Origin of the sequence: Pseudomonas sp. GM60, from assembly GCF_000282415.1 — a bacterium.
GTDB classification, from domain to species: domain Bacteria; phylum Pseudomonadota; class Gammaproteobacteria; order Pseudomonadales; family Pseudomonadaceae; genus Aquipseudomonas; species Aquipseudomonas migulae.
Map to the genome: position 1 here is coordinate 1 of NZ_AKJI01000145.1, position 6164 is coordinate 6164.

At 59.6% G+C, this 6164-nt stretch carries 4 protein-coding genes; 2 read left to right on the plus strand and 2 right to left on the minus strand.

Annotated elements, in window-relative coordinates:
* Positions 1-177: 177 nt before the first annotated feature.
* Positions 178-795 carry a TetR/AcrR family transcriptional regulator gene (locus PMI32_RS02645; protein ID WP_008034573.1) on the minus strand — a complete coding sequence of 206 codons (618 nt, stop codon included), beginning with the start codon at positions 793-795 and terminating at the stop codon, positions 178-180.
* Between the two features lie 162 nt (positions 796-957).
* Between PMI32_RS02645 and PMI32_RS02640 the strand changes: the two genes are divergently transcribed.
* Positions 958-1398 carry a hotdog fold domain-containing protein gene (locus PMI32_RS02640; RefSeq protein ID WP_008034574.1) on the plus strand — a complete coding sequence of 147 codons (441 nt, stop codon included), beginning with the start codon at positions 958-960 and terminating at the stop codon, positions 1396-1398.
* Between the two features lie 168 nt (positions 1399-1566).
* On the opposite strand, the gene PMI32_RS02635 is transcribed toward PMI32_RS02640, so the two are convergent.
* The gene (locus PMI32_RS02635; protein ID WP_008034576.1) at positions 1567-2259 is read right to left on the minus strand and encodes a GNAT family N-acetyltransferase; all 693 of its coding nucleotides are present in this window, start codon (positions 2257-2259) and stop codon (positions 1567-1569) included.
* Positions 2260-2608: 349 nt separating this feature from the next.
* On the opposite strand from PMI32_RS02635, the gene PMI32_RS02630 reads away from it, so the two are divergent.
* Positions 2609-5992: an Ig-like domain-containing protein gene (locus PMI32_RS02630; protein WP_008034581.1), complete on the plus strand. Its 3384-nt coding sequence runs from the start codon at positions 2609-2611 to the stop codon at positions 5990-5992.
* Positions 5993-6164 lie beyond the last annotated feature (172 nt).

Consider the following 6164-nt stretch of genomic DNA (forward strand, 5'->3'; position numbering starts at 1 on the left):
GGCAAGAGCCCTTTGGTTACTTTGGGGCTTTTCCAAAGTGACTCGCTGTAAAAGCGAAACCATTAGTGGCCGTTACCGCAGCAACGGATATGCCCCCATTCAAAACCTCCCATTAGCGCATCCCCCCTGAGCCCAGGTGAACAGCATTACCGCATCAGACCAGGCTTTTTTTGCAGGTCAACCGCCGGAAATCGACCGCCACGCAGCCTGTGCAAGCTCGTCCCTGTACACCTTCGGACTACCCTTCACCCGACCCGACAACCACGTCCTGCAATAGTTGTCTGCCTGACCAATAATCAGCGACAGCATCAATTCAGCCGGAAAACCTTTCAATTCATCGCCTCTGGCCGAATCCGACAGCCATTCCAGCAATTGCTTGTTGCGCATCTTGTTACGGGTAGCCAGTTCGTCCTTCAAAGGCCCCTTGGTGACAGCAAATCGCGCGTGGTACTGGAACCGCGCCCATTCGGGTTGGCTGTCGACCCAATCCACGTAACTGTGCACCAGCGCATACACGCCCTCTTGCGTGGTTTTCGCCTCGCTCAAATAGCTGTCGCGCAGCCTGGCCTGATCATCCAGGGCGGTGAAAAACAGAGCGGCCACCAACCCTTCCTTGTTCCCGAAGTGGTGATAAATCGCGCCCACGCTCGTGTCGCATTCGGCGCGGATCATCTCAATGGTCGTGGCCTCGATCCCCTGCTCGTTGAACAGGGCGAGGGCCTTTCGAAAAATATCGCGCTTGAGTTCGGCGCGTCTTCCGGGGTAGCAGCGCTCGAGTAAATCTGACGTTTCCATGCTCAACACAGTCCCAAAAAATCGATGGTGAAGGCAGATGACTGCCATCGGACACGTGGCGACAGGTTGACAGATTTCCAGTCGACAGAATACTGTTCCGTTAAAGAACATTATTCTGTAACGGAACACAATTCTGCTTCAACCCCCTCAGCGAGGTTTCAAATGAGTCAGTTTCTCAGCATGTTCAACAGCGTGGGCCCGCAAGCATTCAGCAAAATGGCCTGTCAGGTTGCGCCCTACTTCAGCACCATCAACCCGCTGGTCACGGAGTTGCGCAAAGGCTGCGCGACGGTGCAGGTGCCGTTCGCCAAGGAAATCACCAACCACTTGGGCACCGTGCACGCGATCGCGATGTGCAATGCGGCTGAATTGGCGGCGGGAATGATGACCGACGTGTCGATTCCCGAAGGCGCACGCTGGATTCCAAAAGGCATGACGGTGGAGTACCTGGCGAAGGCAAAAACCGACGTGACGGCGGTGGCCGACGGGGGTTCCGTGGACTGGACCACGGAAGGCGACAAGCTCGTGCCGGTAGATATTCACGACGTCGAGGGCAAGAAGGTGTTCACGGCGCGGATCACCATGAATGTGAAGCTTTCTTAAACGCTGACCGATTTGCCTCAGTGGACGCAAAACAACTGTGGGAGCGGGCTTGCTCCGGGCGGCGTTCCGACGAAGAGGGAGTATCAGTCAACTTCATCTTTGCCTGATGCACCGCCTTCGCGAGCAAGCCCGCTCCCACAGTTGACCGATTTGTCTGGTGGGGCGCGGTCAGCGCGGCGACTCGCCCAACCGCTCGCGGACAAATTCATTGGCCTTGTGCGTCAATTGATCCAGATGCCGGTCACGCTGTTTTTCCGCATCGAGCATCGCCCGCTTGCCGTGCTTTTGCAGCAGGTACGTATGAATCTGCCGCACCTCCAGCGAGCTGTAGATCGACGCCACGTCGAGCAGCCCCATCAACCCGTCAGAGCGATGATCGCGGGTGTTCATCAACACCTGCGTACCGCGCGTGCCCAGCACCTGAAAGCCCATCGATTCAAACCACGGCACCTTGGCCACCGCGCAGGTCAGCTCGGCATGCGGATAGCGGCCGACCATTTCCCGCAGCATCCGCCGCGCCACGCCTTGACGCCGATGGCCGGCCTGCACCGCCATGTATGCGACGCCGCACGCCTCGGGATCGTCCTTGATCGGCAGGTACAGCAAGAAGCCGATGACCTGTTCCGGATCGTCCACATCGGTCGCGACCAGCAACTCCACCGCCACCCCTTTCGCCCCGTTCAGCGCCTCCAGATAGAGGTGAACTTCATAGCCGATCGCATACTGGTAAACGTTGTACAACAGGTTGCTCGGCGGGATGGCGACCATGCTGATGTCGGTCAGGTTATCGACCACCATCTGCAGAATCTGGCTGGTGAGGTGCTCGGGGCACGGGGTTTTGAAATGGGTGATCTGGGGCATTGAGGCTCTGCTCTGACTCTGGCGGCGGACGCGCCTATCATAACGCGCCGACGAGACTGGGGTGGCGTGTCAGTTGACAGTCATGCCGAGTGACTATGGAAATCAACTGCAGGAGCCGGCTTGCTGGCGATGAGGCCAGCGACAACACCTCCTCACCGGGCGGGGCAATAGGGAATAACACCCTCCCCAAGACTGAGGAATATCCCCCAACTGTTAACTCTCGTTAACACTTCCCACGCATATCACTGAACCTAACGCGATGATTTATCTGACAATCTCGTTAGTGGCTCAGCTTTTGCGTCGATTTTTGCGCATGTGCCGACACCACGACACGCCCCAGAGAACCACCATGAAAAGCTCAGCTCCTGTGAACAAGTCGCCCGGCTTTTTCCGGACGCCGGGCATTACTTTGGTGATGCTGATGACTTTCAGCCTGTCTGTGGTGAATGCCGCTCCGCTCGATGATTTCGGGCCACCGCCTCCGACCGATCCGTCAGCCTTCCATAACCCGCCTGCTGACCCTAAGGCAGCCCTGGAAGCACTGAAAAACCTGCCCCCGGCCAATCAAGGTGCCCTGGCCTTGCCCAACGGCGTGTTCGGCGACCGAAACACGCCGCGGGCCGACAACGTACTGCCGCCCGCCGCACAGACGTCGTTCAACTACCCCACCAACGGCAAGCCCAGCCCCTTGTTCGGAGCCGAACCATTCACTCAACAACTGCTGCTGTTCGAAGAGTTCGGTTCGGAAACACTCGACCCGACTACCCCGCCGCAGACGCTGACATTCCCCGTGCCAACCCTCGGCCCGGCGCCCCAGCAGGATCCGAACAACGTCGCCCGCAGCGGCCCGTCGAGTGCAGCGCTCGAAGCCTTCCTGCGCCAGCCGGGGTTGTCCCCGTTTCCCTCACAGTTTTCCAATGTACTGGACCGCAATCCGTGGAAAGCGCAGATCGAAGCCTTCCTCAACCGGCATCCGATGGGCTCGCCGGCGGAGGGTCGGCCACCGGGAAAAGGCTGGTCGCATCAACGCTGGAACGAGTTCTTCCCGCAGGTTCAGTTCAAGACTGTTCAAGCCGGTGCCAGAACCAACCAGGGCCTGCGTGACGCCCAACAATTGCACCACTACAACAAGGGTGAATTCGCCCCCGGCGGGCTCTACTACCAAACTTCGGACATCCCGGCGACAGCGGGCACCACTCGCGGTATCGACGTGCGTTTTCATTCAAGAATGCCGGTGCAGAATCACAACTCGCTGTGGACGTTCGACGGCACCGTGCCGGCCAAATTGCTGATGGTCCGCTACGGTCAAGCGTTGCTGATGCGCCATTACAACGCCCTGCCAATCGACCCCGCAGCCAACGCCGGTTTTGGCCTGCACACCCTCAGCACCCACGAACACAATGGGCACTCGCCGGCTGAAAGCGATGGCTTTACCAATGCATTTTTCTTTCCGGGGCAGTTCTACGATTATCGCTGGCCGCTGCAACTGGCCGGCTACGACACGATCAACACCAAGGCGCAAGATCCGCGTGCAGCCTTCCCCTGCTCACCGGGCGAAAAACTCTTCGTCAACGATGTCAGTCCGGGCCTCAAGACTTGCGAAAACGGCAGCATAAAAATCCGAGGCGACTGGCGCGAGACCATGAGCAGCCACTGGTTCCACGACCACATGCTCGATTTCACCGCGCAGAATGTCTACAAGGGCAATGCGGCAATGATGAATTACTACAGCGCTGTGGATCGCGGCAACGAAGCGATCGAGGACGGCGTCAACCTGCGTTTTCCCAGCGGTTCAGCAATGCCTTGGGGCAACCGCGACTACGACGTGAACCTGCTGATCTCCGATAAGGCCTGGGACGAGAACGGCCAGTTGTGGTTCAACCCGTTCAACACCGACGGCTTTCTCGGGGATCAGATGCTGGTCAACTGGCAGTACCAGCCGAGCCTGAAAGTTCGCGCGCGCAGCTACCGTTTCCGCATTCTCAACGGCTCGGTGTCGCGCTATTTCAAGCTGGCGCTGGTACGGGAAATCAGCGGCAATGGCGGTGAATTTCCGGGGCCTGCCGGCTCTGGGGTTTCCTATAATCGGGTGCCGCTCCACCTGATTGCCAACGACGGCAATATCATGGAACACGCCGTGCCGTTCGACGGCAGCATGGACCTGGATGGTGACGGCGATAAGACCAATAACAATGCGATCCTGCCAACCATGGGCATCGCCGAACGTTTCGACATCATCGTCAATTTCTCGAAAAACGGGATCAAGGTCGGCGACAAACTGTACTTCGTCAACCTGCTGGTGCACGAAGACGGCAAGGGCCCGGAAGAGCCCGCCCCCCTGGCTGACGTGCTGTCCGAGAAGTACAAGGCCGTCATCAAGCAAACCAGCAAAGGCCCGAAATGGGACAGGGGCGACCCGCTGGTTGGCAAATTCCTGCAACTGCTGGTTCAGCCCTACAGCGGTCAGGACGTGGCCATGGACCCGGCAGCCTTTGTGCCTGGCGGCAAGACGATGATCCCGTTGCCCATCGATCGCGACAACCCGAATGACCAGGCCAGGCTCAACGTGGCGCGGCATCGGGAGTTCATTTTCGGTCGCTCCGATGGCACCGATGAAGCACCGTGGACGATCAAGACCGATGGCGGCCCCGGCTTTCCCATGGACCCGCGCCGCATCAGTGCCGCACCGCAACTGGCCAGCGGCCCCACGGACGCCGGGTTCTCCGGCGACGGCACCCTCGAAGTGTGGAAAATCAAGAACGGCGGCAACGGCTGGAACCACCCGGTGCATGTGCATTTCGAAGAAGGCGTCATTCTCAGTCGCGACGGCAAGGCACCGCCGGAATGGGAAAAATGGGCACGCAAGGACGTCTTTCGTATTGGCGAAGGCGTCGACAGTTCGGTGGATGTCGACGTGGCGCTCCACTTCCGCGAGTTCGCCGGCACCTACATGGAGCACTGCCACAACACTCAGCACGAGGACACGTCGATGCTGCTGCGCTGGGATTCCGAGCATCCGGGGCAGTTCCAGTTGATGCCAACGCCGATACCGGGTTGGGACGGCGTCACTTTCGTCAACTCCGTGGCACTGCCGACTTTCCGCACTGGCGTTGACGGCGATGATAATGAAGGCCCGAACAAAAAACCCGTGGCCAACAATGACAGCGCCACGAGCAGTAACGGCCTGCCAGTGACCATCAGCGTGCTGGCCAACGACACTGACCCGGACGGTAACCTGCCGCTCAAGGTTGTCGGCCTGACCCAGCCGGATTCGGGCCAGGGCTCCGTGAGCACCGACGGCATTCGAGTGTTCTATATGCCACCGGCCATTGTTGCGGCGCCGTTCACTGCGGTGTTTACCTACGAAGCCAGCGACAACCTTGGCGCCGTCTCGGACAAACCGGCAACGGTGTCCGTGGCGGTCAGCGCTGCGGCGGCGGTGAATGAAACGTTGTTGGTCACCCGCGCTTCCGTCAACGTGCGCAGCAACAATCGCTATACCTGGGACGTGACCGGGACGACCTCGCGGGCGGCGGGCAACAGCATCACCGTCAGTGCGTCGACCACGGGCGGCCAGCTCAATCTGGGAACCGCGACGCTCACGCCGAACGGTACGGGTGCACGCTGGAGACTGTCCGTTACCACCACCGGCAACGGCCCGACACCGAGCCCGACCATCACCGTTCGCTCAGCGCTCGGGAAGACCGTTACAGCGCCAATTGCCGTGCATTAAAACGGCCACGCTTTGACGTCCGGTCAGCCACACCGCGTCGCCTGTATCGCCAGCAAGCCGGCTCCTACAGGTTCGGTGGTGTGTCAGGTGAATACAGATCCTTGTAGGAGCCAGCTTGCTGGCGATGGGGCTTGCGCGGTGTATCAGATACACCGCCATCGCTGGCAAGCCA

Excerpts from the sequence above, each read along its gene's own strand:
- PMI32_RS02645 (WP_008034573.1), bottom strand. The coding sequence starts at position 795 with ATGGAAACGTCAGATTTACTCGAGCGCTGCTACCCCGGAAGACGCGCC.
- PMI32_RS02640 (WP_008034574.1), top strand. The coding sequence starts at position 958 with ATGAGTCAGTTTCTCAGCATGTTCAACAGCGTGGGCCCGCAAGCATTC.
- PMI32_RS02635 (WP_008034576.1), bottom strand. The coding sequence starts at position 2,259 with ATGCCCCAGATCACCCATTTCAAAACCCCGTGCCCCGAGCACCTCACC.
- PMI32_RS02630 (WP_008034581.1), top strand. The coding sequence starts at position 2,609 with ATGAAAAGCTCAGCTCCTGTGAACAAGTCGCCCGGCTTTTTCCGGACG.